17 protein-coding genes are annotated in these 22,616 nt (G+C 65.8%); 10 read left to right on the forward strand and 7 right to left on the reverse strand.

The window, feature by feature from the left end; genetic code table 11:
• Positions 1-35 precede the first annotated feature (35 nt).
• Both J2X54_RS18700 and J2X54_RS18705 read left to right on the forward strand, forming a co-directional pair.
• Positions 36-281: a hypothetical protein gene (locus tag J2X54_RS18700; RefSeq protein ID WP_310182561.1), complete on the forward strand. Its 246-nt coding sequence runs from the start codon at positions 36-38 to the stop codon at positions 279-281.
• Between the two features lie 48 nt (positions 282-329).
• On the forward strand, positions 330-2,699 hold the full coding sequence (locus J2X54_RS18705; RefSeq protein ID WP_310182562.1) for an FdhF/YdeP family oxidoreductase: 2,370 nt from the start codon (positions 330-332) through the stop codon (positions 2,697-2,699).
• Between the two features lie 5 nt (positions 2,700-2,704).
• Here the strand turns inward: J2X54_RS18705 and J2X54_RS18710 are convergent, their stop codons facing one another.
• Positions 2,705-4,030, reverse strand: coding sequence for an EAL domain-containing protein (locus J2X54_RS18710; protein WP_310182563.1), 1,326 nt, complete (start codon positions 4,028-4,030; stop codon positions 2,705-2,707).
• 164 nt (positions 4,031-4,194) lie between these two features.
• A complete protein-coding gene (locus J2X54_RS18715; protein WP_310182566.1) occupies positions 4,195-5,637 on the reverse strand; it encodes a PLP-dependent aminotransferase family protein in 1,443 nt (480 codons plus the stop codon).
• Positions 5,638-5,798: 161 nt separating this feature from the next.
• On the opposite strand from J2X54_RS18715, the gene J2X54_RS18720 reads away from it, so the two are divergent.
• The 4 genes from J2X54_RS18720 (at position 5,799) to J2X54_RS18735 (ending at position 10,366) form a co-directional block, all read left to right on the forward strand.
• The gene (locus tag J2X54_RS18720) at positions 5,799-7,271 is read left to right on the forward strand and encodes an ATP-binding protein (protein ID WP_310182567.1); all 1,473 of its coding nucleotides are present in this window, start codon (positions 5,799-5,801) and stop codon (positions 7,269-7,271) included.
• A complete protein-coding gene (locus tag J2X54_RS18725) occupies positions 7,268-7,900 on the forward strand; it encodes a response regulator transcription factor (RefSeq protein ID WP_310182568.1) in 633 nt (210 codons plus the stop codon). Before J2X54_RS18720 ends, J2X54_RS18725 begins: the two co-directional genes overlap by 4 nt.
• A gap of 120 nt (positions 7,901-8,020) precedes the next feature.
• Positions 8,021-8,422 carry a response regulator gene (locus tag J2X54_RS18730; protein ID WP_310182569.1) on the forward strand — a complete coding sequence of 134 codons (402 nt, stop codon included), beginning with the start codon at positions 8,021-8,023 and terminating at the stop codon, positions 8,420-8,422.
• A 3-nt stretch (positions 8,423-8,425) separates the two neighbouring features.
• Positions 8,426-10,366, forward strand: a complete 1,941-nt coding sequence (locus J2X54_RS18735) for a bifunctional diguanylate cyclase/phosphodiesterase (RefSeq protein ID WP_310182573.1) — start codon at positions 8,426-8,428, stop codon at positions 10,364-10,366.
• A gap of 9 nt (positions 10,367-10,375) precedes the next feature.
• On the opposite strand, the gene fur is transcribed toward J2X54_RS18735, so the two are convergent.
• On the reverse strand, positions 10,376-10,828 hold the full coding sequence (gene fur / locus J2X54_RS18740) for a ferric iron uptake transcriptional regulator (protein WP_310182574.1): 453 nt from the start codon (positions 10,826-10,828) through the stop codon (positions 10,376-10,378).
• A 176-nt stretch (positions 10,829-11,004) separates the two neighbouring features.
• On the opposite strand from fur, the gene J2X54_RS18745 reads away from it, so the two are divergent.
• The 3 genes from J2X54_RS18745 (at position 11,005) to J2X54_RS18755 (ending at position 17,346) form a co-directional block, all read left to right on the forward strand.
• Positions 11,005-13,800, forward strand: a complete 2,796-nt coding sequence (locus tag J2X54_RS18745; RefSeq protein ID WP_310182575.1) for a PAS domain-containing protein — start codon at positions 11,005-11,007, stop codon at positions 13,798-13,800.
• Between the two features lie 246 nt (positions 13,801-14,046).
• The gene (locus J2X54_RS18750; RefSeq protein WP_310182577.1) at positions 14,047-16,653 is read left to right on the forward strand and encodes an EAL domain-containing protein; all 2,607 of its coding nucleotides are present in this window, start codon (positions 14,047-14,049) and stop codon (positions 16,651-16,653) included.
• 78 nt (positions 16,654-16,731) lie between these two features.
• A complete protein-coding gene (locus tag J2X54_RS18755) occupies positions 16,732-17,346 on the forward strand; it encodes a glutathione S-transferase (protein ID WP_310182579.1) in 615 nt (204 codons plus the stop codon).
• Positions 17,347-17,372: 26 nt separating this feature from the next.
• On the opposite strand, the gene J2X54_RS18760 is transcribed toward J2X54_RS18755, so the two are convergent.
• The 4 genes from J2X54_RS18760 to J2X54_RS18775 form a co-directional block, all read right to left on the reverse strand.
• Positions 17,373-18,353 carry an NAD(P)H-quinone oxidoreductase gene (locus J2X54_RS18760; protein ID WP_310182580.1) on the reverse strand — a complete coding sequence of 327 codons (981 nt, stop codon included), beginning with the start codon at positions 18,351-18,353 and terminating at the stop codon, positions 17,373-17,375.
• 107 nt (positions 18,354-18,460) lie between these two features.
• The gene (locus tag J2X54_RS18765) at positions 18,461-18,592 is read right to left on the reverse strand and encodes a DUF2474 domain-containing protein (RefSeq protein WP_141749350.1); all 132 of its coding nucleotides are present in this window, start codon (positions 18,590-18,592) and stop codon (positions 18,461-18,463) included.
• Positions 18,592-19,626: a cytochrome d ubiquinol oxidase subunit II gene (cydB, locus tag J2X54_RS18770; RefSeq protein WP_310182583.1), complete on the reverse strand. Its 1,035-nt coding sequence runs from the start codon at positions 19,624-19,626 to the stop codon at positions 18,592-18,594. The genes J2X54_RS18765 and cydB overlap by 1 nt, the downstream gene beginning before the upstream one ends.
• Positions 19,626-21,050 (reverse strand): cytochrome ubiquinol oxidase subunit I, encoded by a 1,425-nt coding sequence (locus J2X54_RS18775; protein ID WP_310182585.1) that lies wholly within the window; start codon positions 21,048-21,050, stop codon positions 19,626-19,628. Before J2X54_RS18775 ends, cydB begins: the two co-directional genes overlap by 1 nt.
• Before the next feature lie 253 nt (positions 21,051-21,303).
• Between J2X54_RS18775 and J2X54_RS18780 the strand changes: the two genes are divergently transcribed.
• A complete protein-coding gene (locus tag J2X54_RS18780; RefSeq protein WP_310182586.1) occupies positions 21,304-22,611 on the forward strand; it encodes a bifunctional diguanylate cyclase/phosphodiesterase in 1,308 nt (435 codons plus the stop codon).
• Positions 22,612-22,616 lie beyond the last annotated feature (5 nt).

Below are 22,616 nucleotides of genomic sequence, written 5' to 3' on the forward strand. Positions count from 1 at the left end.
TCGGCGCCGCCGTCCTGCGCACTTTCTGGAGGGGTATGGTCGTCAATTATGGGAAGCTGCCGGTGCTGCACATGGTCGGGAATGCGAAAGCCGGATGGCTCATCGTGTGCTGCGTCGTGCTGGCCGCTGCGCTGGCAGCGTGCTACTTTATCTGCCACGAGAACGCACTGCCCACCGCTTCCGAAAGCGTACGCGACGCCATGCGCGCCAATGGCCTGTGCGCTGCCGATTGCAGGCGCTTGCTGCTGCAATCGATCAAGCGCGCCATGGCAGGCTGGTAGGATAACGCCATCCTGGCATCATGAATTTTTTAGAGGAGCATCGAGGACATGGGTACCAAACACACTGAAGCTGCGGGCAAGATCGAAGCATATACCCACCCGGCGGCGGGTTGGGGCGCGCTCAAGTACGTGGCGCTCAACCTGTGGCGTGAGCGCGTTTCCGCAGGCAAGTACGGCACCCTGTTCGCCCAGAACCAGCCCGACGGCTTCGATTGCCCCGGCTGCGCCTGGCCCGACCGCGAGCACAGCTCCACCTTCGAGTTTTGCGAAAATGGCGTCAAGGCGGTGGCGGCGGAGGCCACCAGCAAGCGCGTGACCAATGACCTGTTCAGCCGTTACAGCGTGACCGAGCTGCTGGCGCAGTCGGACTACGAACTGGAACAGCACGGCCGGCTGACGGCGCCGATGCGCTACGACGCCGCCAGCGACCACTATGTGCCGGTGTCGTGGGACGACGCCTTTGCCCTGGTGGCGCGCGAACTCAAGGCGCTCGACCACCCCGACCAGGCGGCGTTTTACACGTCTGGCCGCGCCAGCAACGAGGCGGCTTTCCTCTACCAGTTGTTCGCCCGGGCCTACGGCACCAACAACTTCCCCGACTGCTCCAATATGTGCCACGAGGCGACCAGTCGCGGCCTGCCGTTGTCCGTCGGCGTGGGCAAGGGCACGGTGGTGCTCGAAGATTTCGAACATGCCGACGTGATCATGATCTTCGGCCAGAATCCGGCCACCAACCACCCGCGCATGCTGGGCGAGCTGCGCGACTGCGCCAGGCGCGGCGCCACCATCGTGTCCATCAACCCGCTGCGCGAACGCGGACTGGAACGCTTCGCCAGTCCGCAGGACCCGGTGGAAATGCTCACGCTCACCAGCACGCCGATCGCCTCGCTGTTCCTGCAGCCACGCGTGGGCGGCGACTTCGCGCTGATCAAGGCGCTGGCCAAGCGGGTGCTGGAACTCGACGATGCGGCGGTCGCCGCCAACGCGCCGCGCGTGCTCGACGTGGCCTTCATCGCCGAACACACGAGCGGCTTCGACGCCTTTACCGCCGACCTGCGGGCCGAAAGCTGGGACCTGCTGCTGGCCGAATCGGATGTGCCGCGCGCCACCATCGAGCAGCTGGCGCAGGTGTATGTCAAGGGCGAGCGCGTGATCGCTACGTGGGGGATGGGCATCACCCAGCACAAGAACTCCGTGGCGACGATCCAGATGCTGGCCAACCTGATGCTCATGCGTGGCAATATCGGCCGCCTGGGCGCGGGCCTGTGCCCGGTTCGCGGCCACTCCAATGTGCAGGGCAACCGCACGGTCGGTATCGAGGAGCGGCCCACCCCAGCCTTCCTCGACCGCCTGGAACAGGTGTTCGGCTTCGAGCCGCCGCGCCACCATGGGCTGGACGTGGTGGCCACCATCGCCGCCATGGCCGCGCAAAAAGTGAAAGTGTTCATGGGACTGGGCGGCAATTTCGCGGTCGCCACGCCGGATACCGAGGTTACGTACGCCGCGCTGCGCTCGTGCGCGCTGACGGTCAATATCACCACCAAGCTCAATCGCAGCCACCTGGTGCACGGGCGCGAGGCGCTGATCCTGCCCACGCTGGGCCGCACCGAGATCGATGAACGCCAGGGCGTGCCGCAAGGCGTGACGGTGGAAGACTCGATGAGCATGGTCCACGTTTCCTACGGCATCAACCAGCCAGCATCGCCTGACCTGCTGTCGGAAGTGGCGATCGTCGCGCACATGGCCGAGGCCACGCTCGGCGGCGGTCCGGGAGTAGGGCGCGACAGCCTGGCCTGGGCGACGTACCGTGACGACTACTCCCGCATCCGCGACGATATCGCGCTGGTGTTCGACGATTTCCACGACTACAACGCGCGCATCGCCGTGCCGGGCGGCTTTCACTTGCCGGTGGCACCGCGCGACCTGACCTGGCGCACGGCCAGCGGCAAGGCCACCTTCATCGCGCACGCGGTGGCGCACGACACGCCGATTTCGCGCGCGCGCCGGCGCCATGGCGAACAGTTGATGGTGATGATGACCACCCGGTCGCACGACCAGTACAACACCACCATCTATGCGCTGGACGACCGCTATCGCGGCGTGTTCGGCATGCGCCGCGTGATCTTCATCAACCAGGCCGACCTCGACATGCTGGGCATGAAGGCGGGCGACTGGGTGGATGTGCGCAGTGTGTGGGTAGAAGGTGACAAGGGGAGCGAGCGCGAGACGGTGCGCCGCGCCGACGGCTTCATGCTGGTGGCCTACGATATTCCGCGCGGCTGCCTGGGCGCCTACTACCCGGAGACCAACGCCCTGGTGCCGCTGGCCAGCGTGGCCGACGGCGCTGGTACGCCCACCTCCAAGTCGATCCCGGTGCTGCTGTCGCCGGGTGTCATGCCCGCTGGCGGCGGGCGCTAGGAGCGTTACCGCTTGCGGTCCCCGTCCGTCGGGGAGCGCGGGCCAGGGCGGCGCAGCGGCACCACGCGGCTGCGCTGATCGTCCTGCCGGGACGGCGTCAGGTTGGCACTGGCCCGTAACTGGTCCAGGTGCCAGCCGGGCATGGCTTCGGCCGGCATGGGCCGCGCCACCAGGTAGCCTTGTGCCTGGTCGCAACCGAGTTCGCGCAGCAGCGCCAGGTCTTCTGGCGTTTCGATCCCTTCGGCCACCGAGGTTACTCCCAGCTCGCGCGCCGTGGCAATCGCGTGCCGCAGCAACGGCTTGAGGTGCGGACGCTGCCACGCCTGGTGCACCAGCTGGCGGTCCAGTTTGAGTTCGCTGAAGGGAAAGCGGGCCAGCCGCAACATGGACGCGTGGCCGGCGCCGTAGTCGTCGAGCGACAGCCCGAAGCCGTGCAGCCGCAGCTTGGTCAGCACCCGCAGCGCCGTGGCCAGGTCGGCCACTTCGGCATGTTCGACGACCTCGAAGGTCAGGTAGGCCGGCGGCACACAGGCTTGCGCCACAGCGTCGATCAGCTGGCGCGCCAGGTGCGGGTCGGTCAGCGACAGCGGCGACAGGTTGACCGACAGCGGCAGTGCCAGGCCGGCGCGGCTCCATGCTTGCCAGTCGCGCAGCGCCAGGCGCATCACTTCCATGGTCACCTGGTCCATCATGCCCATAGCTTCCACCTGCGCCAGAAAACTGCCCGGCGCCAGCAGGCCCCGGTCCGGAACGCGCCAGCGCAGCAGCGCCTCGGCCCCTTGCAGGGCACCATCGTACACTGCCACCTTGGGCTGGTAGTGCAGCTCGAACTCGCTGTTGCGGATGGCATCGCGCACGTGCGCCGCTGCCAGCACCGGCAAGATAAGCGGCGCTTCCTTGCGCGGCGCTGGCAACCCGGTTGGACCGGCGCGCGCGCAATCGCCGATCGCGGCCAGCAGCGCGGCGGCCTGCGCCGGCTTGCGCACCGCGCCCAGCGCCCGCAGGCCCAGCGTGGTGGCCAGCGTCAGCGCCGAATCCTGGATCCGTTCGCACACGGCGCTGCAGATCACCACGCTGGTGGCTGGCGCCAGCATCGACAGCGCCAGCAGCAGGTCGGCGCCGTCCATGTCGGGCAGGCGCAGTTCGAGGATCACCAGGTCGGGCGCGGCCGGCAGCGACTCGATCAATTCCAGCCCGGTCGCGCCATCATGGGCCCAGCCGTTGACGCGCAAGCCCGATTGGCGGCACAGCGCGATGGTGGCGTCGCAGGCGCGGCGGTCGCCGTCGATGACGATCACCCGTAGCGGCGTGCGGCCGGTATCGGTATTCATGCCGCCCCCTGTTCAAAGCCGGCCATGAGCAGGTTGGCGACCTTGATGCGGGAGGTTTTCATGGCGGGCCTGTGCGGTATGGAGAAGGCTACAGGATAGGGCCGCGCACGGCCGCGCCACGGCTACAGATGGCGCCATGGCGGGGGAGTACAGTCGTGGCGAATTCACCCGCTGCGGCGCATCGGCTCCATCAGTTCTCCGGCCACCAGGCCCAGCGTGCGCACCGCCGCTTCCAGCGCCTTGTTCCACGGATAGCTGTAGTTCAGGCGGATGTGGTGGCGCCAGGCGCCGCTGGCGGCGAACATGTCGCCGGCCGCCAGGCTGATGCCGCGTTCCTGCGCACGCGCATACAGTTCCAGCGCCTGTACGCCGGGCGGCAGGCATACCCACAGCAGGTAGCCGCCGGCCGGTGTCGAGACGCTGGTGCCACCGGGGAAAAAGCGCAGCACGGCGGCGGCCATGATGCTGGCCTGCTGCGCCAGCGTCTTGCGCAGGCGGCGCAGGTGGTAGTCGTAACCGTCGGTGCGCAAGTATTCGGCAATTGCCAGTTGCGGCAGCGACGGCATGCTGGGGGTATTGAGAAACTTGAGCTTTTCAAGCTGCGTGTGGAAGCGCCCGGGCAGGGTCCAGCCGATGCGCCAGCCGCTGGTGAGGCTCTTGGAAAACGAATTGCAATGCATGACCAGGCCATGGGTGTCGAAGTGCTTGAGGCTAGCCGGATGGCTGTCGCCGTAATACAGCTCGTGGTACACATCGTTCTCGATCACGGGCAGATCGTGCCGTGCCAGCAGGTCCACCAGCGCGCGCAGGCGCGCCTCCGGCATGCGGAAACCGAGCGGATTCTGAAAGTTGGGCATCACCATGCACGCTGCGACGTCGTCGGTCTCGATGGCGCGCTCCAAGGCCGCCAGGTCCATGCCCAGTTGCGGGTCGGTGGGAATTTCCACCACCCGCATGCCGAGCCGTCTGACGGCCTGCAGCTGCGCATAATAGGTGGGCGATTCCACCGCGATGGCCGCTCCCGGCCGGGCCACCGCTTGCAGACACAGGTTGATCGCTTCGGTGGCGCCGGCGGTGACGATGATTTCTGTTGCGTCGACTGCCAGCCCGTTATCGAGGTGGCGGCGGGCGATCTGGCGTATCAGTTCCGGGTTGCCGGGCGGGAGGTCGGCCAGCGGCATGCGGCCACCGTCGCGGCGCCCGATGCTGGTGGCGTAGTGATTGAGGCGCGCCCACGGGAACAGCGCGGGATCGGGGTAGGGGGAGCCGAACGGCACGCTGCCCTGGTCGATCGAGCGCAGGGTGGTGAGCACCAGCGCGCTGGTATCGAGCGACGGCGCGCGCGCCACCTCGGCCGGCGCCGGCGGCGCTGGCTGCGCCGGCAGCACGGTGCCCGCCGGGCGGCGCCGCACGAAGTAGCCCGACTGCGGCCGGCTCTCGATCACGCCCTGGCTCTCGAGCAGCAGGAAGGCGCGGATCACGGTCGATACACTGAGGTTGTGGTGCTGGCTGGTCTGGCGCACCGAGGGGATCCGCTCACCCTCGCGGATCACGCCCTGGGCGATTTGCCCGGCGATGTCGGCAGCCAGTGTCTCGTACAGTTTCAAGGCGTTCTCCGTGGTGACAATGACCACAGCTTATGCTAACCGGAAGTTACTGGGTATCATACTTTGGTTGCTAAATGGACGTGGATGATGATTTTCTGCCTATCCCTTTGTATAGGAGAGCAAACCTTTGGTTACCCTTATAATCCCGTGAATATATGATAATGACAAGGTTGACGATGCGCCGGGACGCCAGGACACCACTGCTCTCCACACTGCTGATATTGAGTACGGTGCTGATTTTCATCGTCGACACCTTCACCCCGCTCGACGTGGCGATCGCGGTCATGTACGTGGTGGTGGTGCTGCTGTCGGCCAGCGTGTGGCAGCGGCGCGGCGTGTTGTGGACCTGCGCGGCGTGCCTGCTGGCCACCGCGCTGTCGTACGTGGTCACCCACCTCGACGTGTTTTCCATCGCTGCGGTAGGGCGCATGGGGGTCAGCATGTCGGCCATCGGCATCGCCACCTTCCTGGTGCTGCGCGGCCAGGCCGCCACCAATGCGCTGCTGGCGCGCGAACAGGCGCTGCGCCGCAGCCAGGCTTTCCTGGCCGGTTCCCAGCGCATCAGCAAGACCGGCAGTTTCAGTATCAAGTCCCCCGGTGGCGAGATGTACTGGTCCGACGAGGCCGCGCGCATCTTCGGCCATGCGCCTGAAATCACCCCCACCATCGACCTGATATTGGCGCGCACCGCACCCGATGACCGCGTGATGGTGCGCGCCGCGTATGACCGCTGCGTCGAGTGCCTGGGCAGCGTCGATCTGCGTCATCGCCTGGCGATGGCCGACGGGTCGATCAAGCATGTGCAGGTTCTGGCCGAGCCGCTGTTCTCGCGCGATGGCGACTGCGAATACGTCGGTTCCATCACCGACGTCACTGGCGCCGTGGTGGCCGAGCAGGCCTTGCACCGTTCGCAGGTGCAGCTGCAGCACGCCACCCGCGTGACCATGCTGGGCGAACTGGCCGCGTCCATCGCGCACGAAGTGAACCAGCCGCTGGCCGCCATCTCCACCAACGGCGAAGCTTGCCTGCGCTGGATGAACCGTCCGCAGCCCGACCTGGAAGAGGCGCGCTACACCGTCAACGCCATTCTCGCAGCGAGCGCCCGCGCCACCGGCGTGATCAAGCGCATCCGCGCGCTGGCGCGCCGTAGCGACCCGCAGCACCTGGGCCTGGACCTGAACCTGCTGGCCGAGGAAAGCGTGGACCTGGTGCGCCGTGAACTGAATAACCACCGGGTGGCGCTGGTGCTGGAGCTGGAAGCCGGCCTGCCGCCGGTCAATGGCGACCGCGTGCAGCTGCAACAGGTGATCATCAACCTGCTGATGAACGCCATCCAGGCCATGCACCAGTGCCCGGCCGGCCAGGCCGTGCTCACCCTGCGCACCGAGCGCCGCGCCGACAGCACGCTGTGGCTGGGCGTGACCGACACCGGTCCAGGCATTCCGCCCGACCAGATGCCGCGGCTGTTCGAAGCCTTTTACAGCACCAAGCCCGATGGCATGGGCATGGGCCTGCCGATCTGCCGCTCGATCATGGAAACCCACGGCGGCCGCATCTGGGCGGTCGAGCCGGAGGGCGATGCGCCGGCCGGTGCCACCATCGTGGTTTCCCTCCCTGTCCCGGAGGCTGCATGAACCCGTCCACCGATACCGCTGCCATCGAGCCGCTGATCTACCTGGTGGACGACGACGCGCTGCTGCGCGACGCCATCGGCAGCCTGCTGCGCTCCGTTGGCATGCGGGTGGCGGCTTACCCTTCGGTGGCGGCGTTCCTGGCCGTGCCGCGCGTGGATGTGACCAGCTGCCTGCTGCTCGATGTGCGCCTGCAGGGCATAAGCGGGCTCGATTTTCAGGCGGACCTCAATCGCGAGGGCGTGCCGCTGCCGGTGATTTTCATGACCGGCCACGGCGACATACCGATGTCGGTGCGCGCCATGAAGGCGGGCGCCATCGATTTTCTGGCCAAACCGTTCCGCGACCAGGACCTGCTCGACGCCATCAACGTGGCGCTGCAGGCCGATAGTGCGCGCCGCAGCCGCGACCAGGCGCTGCACGCGGTCACCGCGCGCTACGCCACGCTCACCCCGCGCGAGCGCGAAATCATGGCGCTGGCCGCCCGTGGCCTGATGAACAAGCAGATCGCCGGCGAAGTGGGCACCAGCGAAATCACGGTCAAGATCCATCGTGGCAACGCCATGCGCAAGATGGAGGCGAAAACCTTCGCCGACCTGGTACGGATGGCCGAGGCGCTCGGCCTGGCCTGAATATCCACCTTCTTGCAGCGTTCTTATACCCATGTATGATTTCGCGATTGTGCGCGGACCGGTATTGTTCCCCCATGCGCTGGACGGCCGCTAGCCGCCGTTCGAACATGGGAGTACGTAGTGTTTCAACCAGATCCAGATTTTTCCAATATTGCCATCGTCGATGACGACGAGTCGGTGCGGGTGGCCTTGCGCAGCCTGCTGCGCTCCTACGGCTACTCGGCGCATGCCTACGATTCGGCCGGCGCATTGCTGGCCAACGAGGAATTGGACTCCTACCACTGCGTGATCACCGACCTGCAAATGCCCGGCATGAGCGGCATCGAGCTGCTCGAGCACCTGCGCCGCGAGGGCAATGCGCTGCCGCTGATCCTGATGACCGCTTTCCCGGAGGTGACGCTGCGCAAGCGCGCGCTGTCGGGCGGCGCCAGCTGCTTCCTGAGCAAACCATTCGAAGCCAACGCGCTGCTGCGCTGCCTGCGCCAGGCCAGCGGCGCCGAGCCATCGTCCGCACTGGAGTAAGCCATGCAGCCATCCGCCAGCCGTTCGCGTCTTGTCATTTGCATTTCGCTGCTGCTGGTGATCGTGGCCAGCCTGGTGCTGTCGGCCGCCATGGAGCGGACCGCCAACACCATCCGCCGCAACGAGACGCCGCTGCTGACCGTGGTCATCCCGCAGCTGCGCTACCTCGGCGAGTTCGAGAGCGCGCTGTTGCGGTACCAGCTGGCTTACGATAAACGATACACGGAGTCGATTACGCCGGACCGCTTCCAGTTCCTGGAACGCATGGGCCGCAGCGAACTCGATTGCACACTGGGGCAACTGCGGCCCAGCCTGGGCGATGGCCCGGAGCTGGGCGTATTGCGCGACGGGACCATGCGCATCGTCGCCATGGCGCCGCAATTCGAGCGCCTGATGGGAGCCAACCCCGGCGCGACCCGGCACTTGCTGGTGACGATGAACGACGAGGTCAAGGTGCTGCGCACGCAGATCGATGCGATGCAGCTGCGGGCGCAGGAAAAACTGTACGACAACGGCACGCTCGCTGGCCGCAGCATCTCCTCGATCACCACGCTGATCCACATTTTCGATGTGCTGGCCGTGGTCACCGGCCTGTTCCTGCTGTATCACGTCCGGGCCCGGGTACGGGTGGAGGACCAACTCAAACACCTGGCCGGCCACGATCCGCTCACCGGCCTGCCGCACCGCCGCGCTTTCGAGGCCAGGCTGCACGAGCTGGCCGCGCAGCAGGAAGACGCCGGCCACCACGCGGTGGTGCTGGGCACCATCGACCGCTTTTCGCGCATTATCGGCGGTTTCGGCCACGCCTTTGGCGACCGCGTGAAGGTGGGGCTGGCGGCGCGCCTGCGGCTGGCGGCCGAGCGCAGCGGCGGCCAGGTATTCCGCCTCGACGGCGCCAACTTTGCCATCCTGTACCGGGTGGGCTGCGACAGCGTGGCATTCGAGCAGGCGCTGGCCGGCCTGCGCGACGAAGTGCGCAATCCGTACGACTGCGAAGGCCACGAGATTTTCACCACCGTGAGCCTGGGCGCGGCCAGCTATCCGCTGCACGGCCAGTCGCCGCAGGCGCTGCTGCGTTATGCCGACGCCGCGCTGCAGGCGGCGCGCAAGGCCGGCGGCGACAACCTGGTCACCTATGGACCGGAACTGACGGCGCAAACCGGCGAGCGGCTCGACATGGAGGCGCTGCTGCGCCACGCCATCGAACGCGACGAACTGGAACTGCATTACCAGCCGCAGCAAGGCCTGCGCGACGGCTGCCTGGTGGGTTTCGAGGCGCTGCTGCGCTGGCGCCGCATGGGGCAACTGATCTCGCCGGCCGACTTCATTCCCCTGGCCGAGGAATCGGGCCTGATCATCCCGATCGGCAAATGGGTGATCGAGGAAGCGTGCCGCCAGGCCGCCGCCTGGCGCTGCCAGACTGGCGTGGCGGTGCAGGTGGCGATCAATATTTCGCCGCGCCAGTTTGCCGCGCCGGACTTCCTGGCGCACCTGGAAGGCGTGCTGGCCGCCACCGGCGTGGAGCCGGCATCGATCGAACTGGAAATTACCGAGAGCGTGATGCTGGAAAACGCCGAGCCGGCGATCGCGCTGCTGCACCGGCTGCGGGCGCTGGGCCTCAAACTGGCGATCGACGATTTCGGCACCGGTTATTCGAGCCTGCAGTACCTGTCGCGCTTCCCGATCCACAAGCTCAAGATCGACCAATCATTCGTGCGCAATATGGACACCGTGAGCGAGCAAAGCACCATCGTCCAGGCCACCATCAGCCTCGGTCACAGCCTGGGGCTGACCGTGATTGCCGAAGGCGTGGAAACGGAACAGCAGCGCGCCATGCTGGCCGCCTGGCGCTGCGACGAAATCCAGGGCTATTGCTACGGCCGCCCGCAGCCAGCGGCCATGGCGCGCAGCTTTATCGATCACGGCCTGCTACAAGCCGCCTAGAGCTGAGCCTCAGTTGCGGCGGAAGCGTTTGCCGAGTCCGGGCTTCAGGGTGTCGGCGCAGTCGCCGCAGAATCCGTACAACGACAACGAATGCTCATGCAGCACGAAGTTGCGTTCCCTGGCCACGGCTTCCTGGCGCTGCTCGATCTCGGCGTCGAGAAATTCTTCCATCTTGCCGCAGTTGGTGCAGATCAGGTGGTCGTGGTGGCCGCCTTCATTGAGCTCGAAGACCGAGGCCACCGATTCGAAATGGCGGCGGATCAGGATGCCGGCGTCGGCAAACTGCATCAACACCCGGTACACGGTTGCCAGGCCCATGTCGATACCCTCGTCATGCAGCAGCCGGTACACGTCGTCGGCATTCATGTGCTTGGATTTCGACTCCTGGAACAGTTGCAGGATGCGCAGCCGGGGCAGGGTGGCCTTGAGGCCCAATTTACGGAGTTCTTGTGGAATATCCATACGATTGATCGTCAACAGTCCTAAGAAATGATAATGATTCGTATTCGCACTATAGAGGTTATTTGTTTCCTGTGCAATGTACGATTGATACGATTGGTACGATTGGCTTGCGTAGTACCTTTTTCCATCGACGACGTCCTATAATCGACGCTTATCGCATACTAGTCAGTAACCTCGTGAATTATCCCTTCCTCAACGGCGGCGGCCATATCGCGCAGATCATCGCCTCGTATGATTGGGCCGGCACCGCACTGGGCGCGATCGACACCTGGCCGCAATCGCTCAAGACCACCGTATCGACCATGCTGCGTTCCACGCTGCCGATGGTGGCGTTGATGGGCGAAGACGGCATCATGATCTACAACGACGGTTATTCCGAGTTTGCCGGGCGCCGCCACCCGATGTCGCTGGGCTCCAAGGTGGGCGAGTCGTGGCCAGAGGTGGCCGAGCACAATGCGTACGTGATCCGCGTGGCGCTGGCCGGCGGCACGCTGGCCTACAAAGACCAGGAAATGACGCTGCTGCGCTCCGGCAAACCGGAGCAGGTATGGATGGACCTCGACTACGCGCCCGTCCTCGACGAAGCGGGCAAGCCGTGCGGGGTGCTGGTGGTGGTGGTCGATACCACCGCCAAGGTTCGCGCCGAACATCAGCTGCGCGCCAGCGAAAACACCTTCCGTACCCTGGCTCAGGCCATGCCCAGCCAGGTCTGGGCGGCCGACGCCGACGGTGCGCTCAACTGGTTCAACGAGCAGGTGTACCGCTATTCCGGCACCCAGCCGGGCCAACTGGCAGGCGACGGCTGGACCGCCATCGTCCACGCCGAAGACAGCGCCAAGGTGGGCGCCGCCTGGCGCGCGTCGGTGGCGACGGCGCAGAACTTCGAGGTCGAGTACCGCATCCGCCGCGCCGACGGCGCCTGGCGCTGGCACATCGTGCGCGCCATGCCGATCATCGACGACAACGGCGTGGTGCAGCGCTGGGTAGGCACCAGCACCGACATCGAAGACCAGAAGGCCACCGCCAGCAAGCTGCAACAGCAGGTGGCCGAACGCACGGCGGAGCGCGACCGCATGTGGCGTTACGCCACCGACGTGATGCTGGTGACCACGCTCGATGGCTGGATCACTGCTGCCAATCCGGCCTTTACCCGCCTGCTGGGCTGGGAGGAAGCGGAAATCATCGGCACCTCGATCCACGCCATCATCCACCCCGACGATGCGCAATCGTCGCATGACGAAATGGCTTCGCTGGCGCAAGGCCGCAGCACCTTCAAGTTCGAGAACCGCACCCTGCGCAAGGGCGGCGGCCATGCCATCCTGTCCTGGACCGCAGTGCCGGACGAGGGTTTCATCCACGCCGTGGGCCGCGACATGACGGCCGAACGGGCGGCAGCCGAAGAGATGCGCCGCACGTCGCTCAAGCTGCAGCAGGCACAGAAGATGGAAGCGATTGGCAAGCTGACCGGCGGCGTGGCGCACGACTTCAACAACCTGTTGCAGGTCATCTCCGGCAACCTGCAACTGCTGGCCGCCGACGTGGCGGGCATGCCGCGCGCCGAGCGCCGGCTGGAACAGGCGCTGGCCGGCGTTACCCGTGGCGCCAAGCTGGCCAGCTACCTGCTGGCGTTCGGCCGGCGCCAGGCGCTCGACCCGCGCGTGGTGCGCATCGGCCGTTTCATCGCCGGCATGGAAGACATGCTGCGGCGCAGCCTGGGCGAGGAAATCGAGGTCGAAACCGTGATCTCGGGCGGCCTGTGGAATACGCTGGTCGATACCGCCCAGGTGGAAAACGCGGTACTCAACCTGTGCATCAACGCCCGCGATGCCATGGATGGCGTGGGCAAGCTCACCATCGAGGTGGGCAACGCCATGCTCGACGACCACTACGCCCGCAACCACCCGGAACTGACGCCCGGCCAGTACGTGATGATCGCGGTCAGCGACACCGGTACCGGCATGGCGCCCGAGATCGTGGCGCAGGCCTTCGATCCGTTTTTCTCCACCAAGCCGGAAGGCAAGGGCAGTGGTCTTGGACTGTCGATGGTATATGGCTTCGTGCGCCAGTCCGGCGGCCACGTGCAGATCTACAGCGAACCCGGTTGCGGCACCACCGTCAAGCTGTACCTGCCGCGCTCCACCGACATCGAAGATGCCCCGGCGCCGCCCGAAATGCGCGCCGTGGTGGGTGGCCAGGAGACCATCCTGGTGGCCGAGGACGACGAGGGCGTGCGCGCCACCGTGGTCGACATGCTCGGTGAACTCGGTTACCGGGTGTTAAAGGCCAGCGACGCGGCCAGCGCCCTGTCCATCATCGACAGCGGCATGCCGATCGACCTGCTGTTTACCGACGTGGTCATGCCCGGTCCCCTGCGCAGTCCCGAACTGGCGCGCAAGGCGCGCGAACGCCTGCCCGGCATTGCCGTGCTGTTTACCTCGGGGTACACCGAAAACGCCATCGTCCACGGCGGCCGGCTTGACGCCGGCGTCGATTTGCTGGGCAAGCCGTACACGCGCGAAGCGCTGGCGCGCAAGGTGCGCCACGTGCTGGCCAACCGCCAGCATGCGGTGCAACTGGCGGCGCAGCCGGCGGCGGCCATGGCTGCCATGACAACCGCAAACGCTACCGACCAGCCCTCGGGCCAGCGCATCCTGCTGGTCGAAGACGAACCGGAGCTGCGCGAAACCACCGCCGAACTGCTCGAATTACTGGGCCACCAGGTCAGCGCCTGCGGCGACGCCGCCAGCGCTCTGGCCGCGCTGGCAGAGGGCGGGTTCGATGTGATGCTCACCGATATCTCGCTGCCCGACCTCTCGGGCGAAGTGCTGGCCACGCGCGCGCTGGCGTTGCAGCCAGGCTTGCGGGTGATTTTTGCCAGCGGCCAGACGCCCAAAGCGGCGCTCGCGGGCGCCCAGCTGCTGCTCAAGCCTTTCAGCATCGACCAGCTGATGGACGCGCTGGCCCGCTCCTGATGCTTCTTGCTGGAAAGTAAACTTGATAACATAAAGTAACTGTTGGTGTATTTTTATCAAATAAACTGTGGTTTTTGGTGAGAATCTTTGGTATATTGCCGCATGGCATGAAATTGGCCTTTGGGTAGTGCTGGTAACACCACATGGCGCCTGCTCCCCCCTCCATTTTTTCGTAGTGCAGACGTCTGTCCACGTCCGCCCGCGCGCATGCGCCGGGCTGCCCGTGGCATGGGCGAGGAGTTCCACATGATCGTTCAACTGTTTGCGCGCTGGCTGCGCCGCGGGCTCGATACCTATATTTCGCTGCCGCTGTTTGCGCTGGCGCTGCTGGGCGGCCTGTGGCTGCTGTCGCTGCACGACATCGAGCAGGGCCGCGAGCGCGCCCGCGCCGCCGCCGCCAACACGGTGGGCGAAGTGCTGGGCACCTACGAGGCGCAGGTGGAGCGCAGCGTGGACAGCATCGACCAGACCCTGCGCGTGATCAAGTACGCGGTCGAGCGCAGCGGCGCGCCGGACGCACTGGCCGAACTGGCAGGCGAAGGCCTGCTGCCACCGGCCATGCTGTTTGCCGTGAGCGTGGTCGATCGCGACGGCATGGTGGTGGCCAGCAACCCGAGGTCGCGCCCGGTCTCGGTGGCGGAACAGCCCTATTTCCTGTATCACCGGCAGCGCGACAGCGGCGGTATTTTTGTCAGTCAGGCCCAGCGCGATGCCGTCAAGCCCGACGCCCACCTGCACTTCACGCGCCGGCTCGACGACGCCCACGGCAATTTTGCCGGCATCGTGATGCTGGAAACCGACCCTGCCTATTTCACCAGCGGTTACGAGCGCAGCCGCCTCGGCGAGCGTGGCATGCTGGCGCTGGTGGGTACCGACGGTGTAGTGCGTGCGCTGCGCGTGGGCGACCAGGTCTCCTACGGCCAGCAGCTGCCGGCCGGCGGCGTCGATGTGGACGACGGCGTGACGCGTTTTGCCGCCGCGCGCGAGCTGCACCAGGTACCGCTGCGCGTGCTGGCGGGCCTGGACGAGAACGAGCAGATGGCGCGGTTCGAACGCCAGACGCGCGACAAGCTGTGGGCGCTCGCGATGGTCAGCCTGGTGCTGGTGGCAGGCACCGCGCTGCTGTGGATGTGGGCCTGGCAGGGCGCGCGCAACCGCGCCCGCGTGCGCCGCGCGCGCGAAACCTTTGCCGCCGCTTCCGCCGCCAGCCTCGATGCGTTCTTCGTACTGCGCGAGGTGCGCGACCAGAGCAATGCCATCATCGACTTCCGCTTCATCGACGTCAATGCCCGCGCCGAGCGCATGACCGGCATGTCGCACGGCGATCTGTGCTCCATGACGCTGCTCGAGATGATCCCGGAAGCGCGCAAGGGCGGCATGTTCCAGCTGCTGGTTCGCGCCAGCGAAGACGGCGGCGTGCACGAACGCGAATGGGAGAACACCACCCAGCCGCGCTATCCGCGCTGGATGCAGAAGCAGGTGGTGTCGGTGGAGGGCGGCATTGTCGCCATCGTTCGCGACATCACCGAGCGCAAGCTGGCCGAGGAACGCATGCTGCACCTGGCCCACCACGACAACCTGACCGGCCTGCCCAACCGCGTCCGCATCACCGAGCGCCTGAACCAGATGGTGGCCGACGGCGGCGCCGTGATGGTCGCCTTTATCGACCTCGATGGCTTCAAACTGGTCAACGATGGTCTGGGCCACAACGCTGGCGACGAGCTGCTCAAGATCGTCGCCGAGCGCATGGCCGGCTGCGTGCGCGCCAGCGACGCCGTGGGCCGCTTCGGTGGCGACGAATTCGTGCTGATGCTCGACGCCGTGGGCGACGGGGCGCCAGCGCAGGCGACCGCCGTGATCGAGCGGGTGCGCCACGCGGTGCTGCAATCGATGTGCGTGGCGGGGCAGAAGGTGCAGGTCAGTTGCAGCATCGGCGTGGCGGTTTATCCGCAGGACGGCAGCGATGCCGAAACGCTGCTCATGCACGCCGACGCCGCCATGTACCGCGCCAAGGAGCTGGGCAAGAACAACTACCAGTTCTACACGCGCGAGATGAACGTGAACATCGAGGAGAAGCTGCACCTGATGGAAGGCCTGCGCATCGCTTTCGAGCGGCAGCAGTTCCACCTGGTGTACCAGCCCAAGGTGGAAATGCGTACGGGCCGCATCTTCGGCTGCGAGGCGCTGATCCGCTGGCACGACCCGGCGCGCGGCGTGATCGGGCCGGACCGCTTCATCCCACTGGCCGAGGAAAGCGGGATGATCGTGGCGTTGGGCGAATGGGTGTTGCGTACCGCCTGTTTCCAGAACCGGGCGTGGCAGGATGCGGGTCTGGCGCCGCTGTGCATCTCGGTCAACGTCTCGCCGCGCCAGTTCGAGGAGCAGGGCCTGGTGGACCGCGTGGCGCGCGCACTGGCCGACAGCGGCATGGATCCGCGCTGGCTGGAGCTGGAAGTGACCGAGGGGCTGATCATGCGCGACCTGGCGCAGGCGTTGGACAAGATGGGGCAGTTGCGAACGATGGGCGTATCGCTGTCGATCGACGATTTCGGCACCGGCTATTCCAGCTTGTCGGCGTTGAAGTCGTTCCCGATCAGCACCCTCAAGATCGACAAATCGTTCGTGCGCGACCTGGGCCGCAGCGACGGCGACGAAGCCATTGCCAGCTCGATCATCGGCCTGGCGCACCGGCTCAAGCTGCGCGTGATCGCCGAAGGGGTGGAGACCGAGCAGCAGCGCAGCTTCCTGTCCGAGAACGGCTGCGACGAATTGCAGGGTTACCTGATCAGCCGTCCGCTGCCGCCGGAGCGGCTGGCCCTGATGCTGTCCGGCCCCGATTTGATAGCGGCCTGAGCCAAAATAGCGCCTGTTGTACAATCGTTTTCCAACGTTTTGAACGTTTAAACGCTTACGCAGACAGGAAGGCACAACATGGCTATTCGGGTACACCATCTCAACAAGAGCCGCTCGCAGCGCATCGTCTGGCTGCTCGAGGAACTGGGCCTGCCGTACGAACTGGTACGCTACCAGCGCGACCCGGTTACCAATTTCGCCCCGCCGGAACTGAAAGCCATCCACCCGCTCGGCAAGTCGCCGCTGCTCGAAGACGAGGGTGTATTGATCGAGGAATCGGGCGCCATCGTCCAGTACCTGCTGGACCGCTACGGCAAGGGCGCCCTGCAACCGGCAGCCGGCACTCCTGCGGCGCTGCGCCACCTGCAGCTGATGCATTTTGCCGAGGGCTCGGCCATGATCCCGCTGCTGCTGCGCATTTACGTCACGCGCCTCGGCGACGGCGGCGTGCCGCTGCACGGCCGCATCGACAGCGAAGTGACCAGCCACTTCGACTACCTGGAAAGCATCCTCGAGTCGTCCGGCTACTTCATCGGCGACGACCTGACCGGCGCCGACATCATGCTCAGCTTCCCGGTCGGCATCGCCGTCAAACAGCCGGAAGCGACCCGCTGGCCGCGCCTGAAGGCGTTCACCACCGCCATCGAAGCGCGCCCGGCGTGGCAAAAGGCGATGGCGGTGACCGGGGGGTGAGGAAGGCCAGGGAAGGGCGGTAGACACTACATCGTCAACACGATCTTGCCGACATTCAAACCATCTTCCATGCGCTGCTGCGCCGCGCCGGCTTCTGCCAGCGGAAATACGCTGTCGATCACCGGCATCAGGCCATCCTTGCCGAACTGCGACAGCCAGCGCTCCTTGAAGCGGCGCGACATGGCGTGCTTGACTTCCTGGCTGCGCGACTTCATCACCGTGCCGATGATGTGCAGGTGGCGGTACAGCAGGCGGTCGAGCGGAATCTTGGCGTTCTCGATGCCGCCCATGATGCCGATCTGTACCAGGCGGCCGCCGAAGTTGAGCGCATTGACGTTGCGCTCGAAGTAGGGCGCGCCGATGAAGTCGAGGATCACGTCCACGCCGCGTTCGCCGGTCAGCATGGCCACCACCTGCGCAAAGTCTTCGTTTTCGTAGTCAATCGCATGGTGGGCGCCCATGCGGCGCACCAGGTCGTGGGCGCCCGCTTGCGCGGTCGCGATCACGGTGGCGCCGGCCGCGCGCGCCAGTTGTACCGCCGCGCCGCCCACCCCGCCGGCGCCGGCGTGGATCAGGACCGTTTCGCCTTCCTGCAGTTTGCCCAGGTGGAGCAGCGCTTCGTGCGCGGTGACGAAAACTTCGGTAATGGCGGCCGCCTGGACGTAGTCGAGGCCTGCGGGGATCGGCATCGCCATGCGGTGATCGATGCGCGAGATTTCGGCGTACGCGCCGCCGCCGACGATGCCCATCACGCGGTCGCCGAACTTGAAGCCGGTGACATTGGCGCCGACCGCGATCACTTCGCCAGCGATCTCCAGGCCCATGATGGTGGAGTCGCCGAAGTCGGGCCAGCCGTAACCGCCGCGGCGGTGGGTGAGGTCGGCGCGGTTGACGCCTGCTGCGTGGGTGCGCACGATCAGGTCGTCGGGGCGCAATACCGGCTCGGGCGCGTCGCCCAGTTTGAGTACGTCGCTGGCGCCGAATTTGTCGAAGGTGATGGCTTTCATGGTGGGTTCCTGAAAAAGTAGAGGTGGATCCAGCTTAACCACGAACCACCGGTTTGATAATCGCCCCTGGCCGGCTAACCGCTGTGCACCCTGCGCACAAGTGGCCGCTAGCGCATGCCGGCCGCACGCATCGCCAGGTGCAGCAGGCTGGCGACGATGCCGAGCGCGCCCACGCTGAGCAGCCAGATCACCACCAGCCAGCCCACCCGGCCCAGCCACATTTTGCGTTGGGCCTGCATCAGTGATACCCCTCGCCGAGCTTGACCTTGCCCCGGAAGACGTAATACGAGAAGCACGAGTAGCCCAGCACGAACGGCAGGATGAACAGCGTGCCCACCAGCGCGAAGCCCTGGCTGGCCGGCGGCGACGCGGCAGCCCAGATCGACAGCGTGGGCGGCACGATATTGGGCCAGATGCTGATCGCCAGACCGGTGTAGCCGAGGAAGATCAGCCCCAGCGACGCCATGAACGGCCCGTGGTGCGGCGCCGCGCCGGCGAGGGAGCGCAGCAGCAGTATCACGCCCGCCACCACCAGGATCGGCACCGGCGCAAACCACAGCATGCCGGGCCAGGTGAACCAGCGCGCCGCCACGTCGGCATCGGCCAGCGGGGTCCAGATGCTGACGGCGACGATCGCTACCACCAGCAGCAGCGCCAGCGGCCGCGCGGTGGTGAGCATGCGCCGTTGCAGTGGTCCCTCGGTGCGGAAGATCAGCCAGGTGCAGCCGAGCAGGGTGTAGGCCACCATCACGCCCACGCCGCACATGAGCGGGAACGGCGCCAGCCAGTCGAAGGCGCCGCCGGCGAACTGCGGCCTGGTGGCGGTGGCCACCAGCGCAATGCCATGCACGTAAGTGCCGAGCGCCACGCCCTGGAAGAACGCTGCCGTCACCGAGCCGCCGATAAAGGCCAGGTCCCACACGGGGCGTTCATGGTCGAGCGCCTTGAAGCGGAACTCGAACGCCACGCCGCGGAAGATCAGTCCCAGCAGCATGAATATCAACGGCAGGTACAGCGCCGAGAGGATGATGGCGTAGGCGCGCGGGAAGGCGGCAAACAGTGCGGCGCCGCCGAGCACCAGCCAGGTCTCGTTGCCGTCCCAGACCGGCGCCACGGTGTTCATCATGACGTCGCGTTCGTGGCGGTCGGGCACGAACGGGAACAGCATGCCGATGCCCAGGTCGAAGCCATCCATGACGACGTACATGAACACGCCGAAGAAAATGATGACTGCCCAAATGGTACTCAAGTTACTGGTCAGGTCGGTGCCCATTACAGTGTGCTCCCATGCGGATTGATGTGGTCGGGCGCCGCCGACAGCGGCCGGCTCGGTGTGTTCGCCTGGCCGGGGCCACCCTCGGTGGCGGCATCGGGCAGGAAGCGCGCCGGCCCGTTGCGCATCAGGCGGAAGACGTAGGTGATGGCCACGCCGAACACGAAGGCGTACACCACAATGAACAGGCCGAGCGACAGCGCCACGGTGCCCACCGCGTGCGGCGTCACCGCATCCTTCGTGCGCAGCAGTCCATAGACGATCCACGGCTGGCGGCCGATTTCGGTGGTGTACCAGCCGGCCAGGATGGCGACCAGGCCGGCCGGTCCCATCGAGGTGGTCAGGCGCAGGAACCAGCGCGTGCTGTACATGGCGTGGCGGCGGCGCAGCCACAGGCCCAGTAGCGCCACGCCGATCATCGCCATACCGAGCCCCACCATCACGCGGAAGGTGAAGAAGATGATGGTGGAGTTGGGCCGGTCCCCTTTCGGGAAGTCTTTGAGGCCGCGAATCTGTCCGCCCCAGGTATGGGTAAGGATCCAGCTGCCCATGCGGGGAATCGCGACCTGGTAGCGGTTGGTTTCGCCGTCCATGTCGGGAATCGCGAACACTACCAGCGGCAGCGGATCGGCGCCGTGGTTTTCCCAGTGACCTTCGATGGCGGCGATCTTGGCCGGCTGGTGCTTCAAGGTGTTGATGCCGTGGGCGTCGCCGAGGAACGCCTGCAGCGGAGCGGTCACCAGGAGCATCCACATCGCCATCGAAAACATCTTGCGCACGGCTGGCGTATCGTTCTTGCGCAGCAGGTGCCAGGCGCCGCACGCGGCCACCACCATCGCCGTGGCGAGAAAGGCGGCCACGCTCATGTGCATCAGGCGAAACGGGAACGACGGATTGAAAATGATCTCGAGCCAGCTGTCGGGCACCAGCACGCCGTTCTCCACCCGGTAGCCTTGCGGCGTTTGCATGAAGCTGTTCGAGGCCAGGATCCAGGTGGTGGAGATCAGCGTGCCGATGGCGACCATGGCGCTGGCAAAGCAGTGCAGCCCGGGGCCCACGCGGTTCCAGCCGAACAGCATCACGCCGAGAAAACCCGCCTCCAGGAAGAACGCAGTGATTACTTCGTAGGTCAGCAGCGGCCCGGTGATGCCGCCGGCATACTGCGAGAAGAAGCTCCAGTTGGTGCCGAACTGGTAAGCGAGCACGATGCCGGACACCACGCCGATGCCGAAGTTGACCGCGAAAATCTTGAGCCAGAAGTGGTACAGGTCCCGATACAACTGGCGCTGCGTGCGCAGCCAGCACAGTTCCAGCACCGTCAGGTAACTGGCCAGGCCGATCGACAGCGCCGGAAAGATGATGTGGAAGGAGATGGTGAACCCGAACTGTATGCGGGCCAGCTCCAGGGCCGTAAAACCTGTCATGTGCTCTCTCCCGGGCCGAGGTCTCGGCGTTGCCGTGTGGTGTGGTGTGGTGTGGGCGGCGAGCCTGCTGGAGGCTCTGCCGCACGATAAGGCTCCATCATCGCCAAACTGGCGTTACGGCGACACTTGCGGAAGCGGTGGTGCGGGGTCTGCCTTTGGTTAATTAGTTTTTCTTATCAACTGGGCGGCATCGAATCAATTGGCCTGCTGATGCCCTTTTTTTCAATACTGTAGGAGGGAAAAAGGAGTAACGATGAAAACTGGTGTACGTCATGTGGCATCCAATGATGGGCTGACCTTACTGCCCGATCGCCGCCTGTTGATGCAAGGACTGGAGCTGGCGTTGTCGAATGCGGCGGCGCACGGGCACTACGGCGCGGTATTGTTTCTCGATCTCGATCATTTCAGGACGCTGAACGACACGTTGGGACACTGCGGCGGCGACCGGTTGCTGCGCGCGGTGGGAGCCAGGCTGCTCGAAGCCGCCCGGCCGGGCGACACCGTGGGCTACGTCGGTGGCGACGAATTCATGATGGTGATCGAAGGGCTGGGGCACGATCCGGCGGGCGCCAGGCAGGTGGTCGGCGCAATCGGTGACGCGATCCTGCACGTGCTCGGCCGCCCGCATTGTGTCAACGGCCACAGGGTATATGCCACCGCCAGCATCGGCGCGACGCTTTTCTGCGCCAATGCCAAAACCATCGACGAGATACTGAAACAGGCCGACCTGGCGATGTACGAGGCCAAAGCAGCGGGACGACATGCATTTCGCTTTTGTGATCCGGCATTGCAGCAGCGGGTAGCCGAAACCGCGCTCCTGCAGGAGGATTTGCGGACGGCACTGGACAACGGCGAGTTCCTGCTGCACTACCAGCCCATCGTCGATGCCGAACTGCGCATACGCGGCGCCGAAGCGCTGCTGCGCTGGCATCATCCAGAACGCGGCATGGTACGCCCCGACGTGTTCATTCCGATCGCCGAACGCACCGACCTGATCCTGTCGCTGGGCCGCTGGGCGCTCGAGCAAGCCTGCATCCAGCTGGTGCACTGGGCGGCGCAGCCGGAGACCGCGCACTGGACGCTGGCCGTCAACGTCAGCGCCAGGGAGTTTCGCCAGCCCGACTTTGTCCGCCAGACCATCGGAATCGTCGCTGGCAGCGGCGCCCGGCCCGACCGGTTGCGGCTCGAGCTCACGGAGAGCATGCTGCTCGATGACGTGGACGACGTGGCGGCGAAAATGGCGCAACTGCGGGCGCTGGGCGTGCGCTTCTCGCTCGACGACTTTGGCACCGGCTACTCGTCGCTCAGTTACCTCAAGCGCCTGCCGTTGTGCCAACTGAAAATTGACCGTGCCTTTGTCAAGGATGCCTGGTGCAATCCCAACGACGCGGCGATCGCCCGCGCCATTATTGGGCTGGCCGCGAGCCTTGGCCTCGAGGTGGTGGCCGAGGGGGTGGAAACGGCTGCGCAACGTGATTTCCTGGTCGCCAATGGTTGCCGGATTTTTCAGGGCTTTTTGTTCGGGCGGCCGGCGCCGGTGCTCGATATCGTCCCGCAGTAGCGGGA

This window comes from Duganella sp. 3397 (assembly GCF_031456625.1).
In the GTDB taxonomy this organism is placed as follows: domain Bacteria; phylum Pseudomonadota; class Gammaproteobacteria; order Burkholderiales; family Burkholderiaceae_D; genus Rugamonas; species Rugamonas phyllosphaerae.

What these genes read in the sequence shown, in the direction of transcription:
- J2X54_RS18700 (WP_310182561.1), top strand. Translation starts at nt 36, where the DNA reads ATGGTCGTCAATTATGGGAAGCTGCCGGTGCTGCACATGGTCGGGAAT.
- J2X54_RS18705 (WP_310182562.1), top strand. Translation starts at nt 330, where the DNA reads ATGGGTACCAAACACACTGAAGCTGCGGGCAAGATCGAAGCATATACC.
- J2X54_RS18710 (WP_310182563.1), bottom strand. Translation starts at nt 4,030, where the DNA reads ATGAATACCGATACCGGCCGCACGCCGCTACGGGTGATCGTCATCGAC.
- J2X54_RS18720 (WP_310182567.1), top strand. Translation starts at nt 5,799, where the DNA reads ATGACAAGGTTGACGATGCGCCGGGACGCCAGGACACCACTGCTCTCC.
- J2X54_RS18725 (WP_310182568.1), top strand. Translation starts at nt 7,268, where the DNA reads ATGAACCCGTCCACCGATACCGCTGCCATCGAGCCGCTGATCTACCTG.
- J2X54_RS18735 (WP_310182573.1), top strand. Translation starts at nt 8,426, where the DNA reads ATGCAGCCATCCGCCAGCCGTTCGCGTCTTGTCATTTGCATTTCGCTG.
- fur (WP_310182574.1), bottom strand. Translation starts at nt 10,828, where the DNA reads ATGGATATTCCACAAGAACTCCGTAAATTGGGCCTCAAGGCCACCCTG.
- J2X54_RS18750 (WP_310182577.1), top strand. Translation starts at nt 14,047, where the DNA reads ATGATCGTTCAACTGTTTGCGCGCTGGCTGCGCCGCGGGCTCGATACC.
- J2X54_RS18755 (WP_310182579.1), top strand. Translation starts at nt 16,732, where the DNA reads ATGGCTATTCGGGTACACCATCTCAACAAGAGCCGCTCGCAGCGCATC.
- J2X54_RS18760 (WP_310182580.1), bottom strand. Translation starts at nt 18,353, where the DNA reads ATGAAAGCCATCACCTTCGACAAATTCGGCGCCAGCGACGTACTCAAA.
- J2X54_RS18765 (WP_141749350.1), bottom strand. Translation starts at nt 18,592, where the DNA reads ATGCAGGCCCAACGCAAAATGTGGCTGGGCCGGGTGGGCTGGCTGGTG.
- cydB (WP_310182583.1), bottom strand. Translation starts at nt 19,626, where the DNA reads ATGGGCACCGACCTGACCAGTAACTTGAGTACCATTTGGGCAGTCATC.
- J2X54_RS18775 (WP_310182585.1), bottom strand. Translation starts at nt 21,050, where the DNA reads ATGACAGGTTTTACGGCCCTGGAGCTGGCCCGCATACAGTTCGGGTTC.
- J2X54_RS18780 (WP_310182586.1), top strand. Translation starts at nt 21,304, where the DNA reads ATGAAAACTGGTGTACGTCATGTGGCATCCAATGATGGGCTGACCTTA.